Annotated in this window: 4 protein-coding genes; all 4 read right to left on the bottom strand. The window is 62.3% G+C overall.

Annotated features, from left to right (window positions below):
• Positions 1 to 228 precede the first annotated feature (228 nt).
• Positions 229 to 645: a YchJ family protein gene (locus AC1D1P_RS19885; protein WP_477674158.1), complete on the bottom strand. Its 417-nt coding sequence runs from the start codon at positions 643 to 645 to the stop codon at positions 229 to 231.
• Between the two features lie 10 nt (positions 646 to 655).
• A complete protein-coding gene (locus AC1D1P_RS19880) occupies positions 656 to 1,084 on the bottom strand; it encodes a rhodanese-like domain-containing protein (RefSeq protein WP_477674157.1) in 429 nt (142 codons plus the stop codon).
• Positions 1,085 to 1,250: 166 nt separating this feature from the next.
• Entirely contained in the window at positions 1,251 to 2,378 is a 1,128-nt protein-coding gene (locus AC1D1P_RS19875; RefSeq protein WP_477674156.1) for an acyl-CoA dehydrogenase family protein, read from the bottom strand.
• 26 nt (positions 2,379 to 2,404) lie between these two features.
• The coding region (locus tag AC1D1P_RS19870; protein ID WP_477674155.1) for a Rossmann-fold NAD(P)-binding domain-containing protein at positions 2,405 to 2,792 on the bottom strand (388 nt) is incomplete at its 5' end.

The raw sequence follows: 2,792 nt of genomic DNA, 5'->3' as shown, positions 1-2,792 counted from the left end.
GGGCGGGGTAGGACGCCGGACTGCCGGCAGCGGCGGGCGGGGAATTCAGCCCGAGCAGAAACACCAGCCCCAACACACCGGTCCAGAGCAGCGGATTGCACTGCCGCCACGAAGCCGAACGGGTTGCGCGCTGTTCTTTCATGAAATCCATTCTTTACCCGAGATGCTATTAATACAGGAGCAACGAGAACCCGTCAATTAAAGGCTTAAAGCACCTTTTATAGCTCATCACAGGTGGTCGCCGTCGACGTAGTACCAACGGCCTAACTCGCGAACAAAGCGGCTGCGTTCGTGCAGGCGCACGGCCGGGCTGCCGGGGGTTTTCTGGCGGGCGACGAATTCGACCTCGGCGTGGGTGTCATCGATCTGGCGATGGCTGCGCACTTCCAGGCCCAGCCATTTCACATCGGGATCGAATTCAACCGATGCCGGCCGATGGCTGGTATGCCAGGTAGCGAGCAGGTAGTCGGCACGCCCAGCCACAAAGGCGGTGTAGCGCGAACGCATGAGGGACTCGGCGTCGGGCGCGGGCACGGTGTCGAAGTGACCAAGGTAGCGGCCACAGCAATTTGCGAACAGCAACGGCTTTTTGGCCGGGCCTGTGCGGCCGCAGGGGCATGGCTGAGATGGCGATGGGTTAGGCATCACCCGCGCATCAGCCGCAGGAGTTGTTGTTTGCGCGGGCCTTGCGCTCTTCCAGCGTTTCGGTGGGCGCGCCCTGCTTCACCCATTCGGCATAACCACCATCGATATGGGCCACATTGCGCATGCCCATGTCCTGCAGGGTTTTGGTGGCCAGTGCGCTGCGCCAGCCGGCCCCGCAAAAGAGGATGAACTCCTTGCCCTCATCGGAAAACAGCGGCTTGTGGTACGGCGACTCGGGGTCTACCCAGAATTCAAGCATGCCGCGCGGCGCGTGGAAGCTGTCCACCACGGTGCCGGCTGTCAGCTCGCGCACATCGCGGATGTCGACGATCTGTACCTTGGGGTCGCCGAGTTTTGACCTGGCATCTGCCACGGAATAGGTTTTGACTTGCGCCATGGCCTCGTCGACCAGTGCGCGGAATCCTTTGGTGATGGGCATGCTCTGTCTCCTGCTGTGGATCGGCAAGTTTACGGTTTGCTGCACGCAGTTGAACCAGACCCCTGACCAAAACCCAGCAGGGGCCGCGGAACCGGCTTTGCCGGGCCGCAGGCGCAGCGGCCCCCTCGGGGGGCAGGGAGCGACACGAAGTGCGCGACCGTGGGGGCTAAAGAGATCTTTGGATGATGATCTTTTGAACGTCGGAAGTGCCTTCGTAAATCTGGCACACGCGCACATCGCGGTAGATACGTTCCACCGGAAAGTCGCTGACATAGCCATAACCGCCCAGCGTCTGGATGGCGGCGCTGCAAACCTCTTCGGCCATTTCGCTGGCAAAAAGCTTGGCCATGGCGGCTTCTTTCAGGCAGGGCAGGCCAGCGTCGCGCAGGCTGGCAGCGTGCCAGATGAGCTGGCGGGCCGCTTCAATCTTCGTTGCGCAATCAGCCAGGCGAAAGCCTACTGCCTGGTGGTTAAAGATGGCGGTGCCAAAGCTCTGGCGCTCTTTGGCGTAACTCAGGGCAAACTCAAACGCGCTGCGCGCCATGCCCACACTTTGCGCGGCGATGCCGATGCGCCCGCCTTCGAGTGCGCCCAGCGCGATCTTGTAGCCTTCGCCTTCGTTGCCGATCAGGTTGTCGGCCGGGATGCGGCAGTTGTCAAAATTGATTTGTGCGGTGTCGCTGGAATGCTGCCCCAGCTTGTCTTCAAGCCGCGCCACCACATAGCCGGGTGCGCTGGTGGGCACGATGAAGGCACTCATGCCTTTTTTTCCGGCGCCCTTATCGGTAACGGCGATGACGATGGCCGCATGGCCGTTCTTGCCGCTGGTGATGAATTGCTTGACGCCATTGATCACGTATTCGTCGCCGTCTTTGACGGCCGTGGTTCGCAGTGAAGAGGCATCGCTGCCCACATGCGGCTCGGTCAGGCAAAAGACGCCGAGCATTTCGCCCTGCGCGAGTTTTGTCAGCCACTGCTTTTTCTGCTGCGCATTGCCGTAGCGCATGAGGATGGCATTGACCGGGCAGTTGGTAACACTGATCGCGGTACTGGTGCCGCCGTCGCCCGCGGCGATTTCTTCGAGCACCAGCGCAAGCGTGAGGTAGTCAAGGTTCGCGCCGCCGAACTCTTCAGGCACGCAGATGCCGTAGGCGCCGAGTGCAGCCAGGCCCTTGTGCGCCTCGACCGAGAAGTGGTGTTCCTTGTCCCAGCGCGCGGCGTGGGGCCAGAGCTCGGCCTGCGCAAAGTCGCGCACCGCGTCGCGGATCATCGTTTGGTCTTGGGTCAGGATCATCGAAATCTTTCAGTGGAGTGCAGGGCTCACCATGTGCTGAAGCGGCGGCCGTCGTAGTCAAGAAAGGAGCCCTTGTGCGCGGCGGTCAGCCCGGCCAGGGTCTTGCGCATGGCCGTGACACTTTGAACCGTGGTGAGCGGCGCGTCCAGGCCGCCCATGTCGGTTTGAACCCAGCCGGGCGACAGGGCCACCATGATGGCGCGCGGGTAGTCATGCTGGGCGGACGCCACGGCCATGTTCAGCRCAGCCTTGCTGACGCGGTAGGTCCAGCTGCTGCTGGACGGGACCTCGCCAATGCAACCCATGCCGCTGGTGATGAAGGCAAAGCGTCCCTTGCCGCCACCACCAAGCCGGGAGGCCTCGACCATGGGCGCGACTTGCGGAATGGCCTGCATGGCGCCCAGCACATTGGTG

Source organism: Polaromonas sp. P1_E1_2, assembly GCF_056406035.1.
This window is presented reverse-complemented; position numbering and strand designations above follow the sequence as displayed.

Coding starts and splice junctions, on each gene's coding strand:
- AC1D1P_RS19880 (WP_477674157.1), bottom strand. CDS start 1,084: ATGCCCATCACCAAAGGATTCCGCGCACTGGTCGACGAGGCCATGGCG.
- AC1D1P_RS19875 (WP_477674156.1), bottom strand. CDS start 2,378: ATGATCCTGACCCAAGACCAAACGATGATCCGCGACGCGGTGCGCGAC.
- AC1D1P_RS19885 (WP_477674158.1), bottom strand. CDS start 645: ATGCCTAACCCATCGCCATCTCAGCCATGCCCCTGCGGCCGCACAGGC.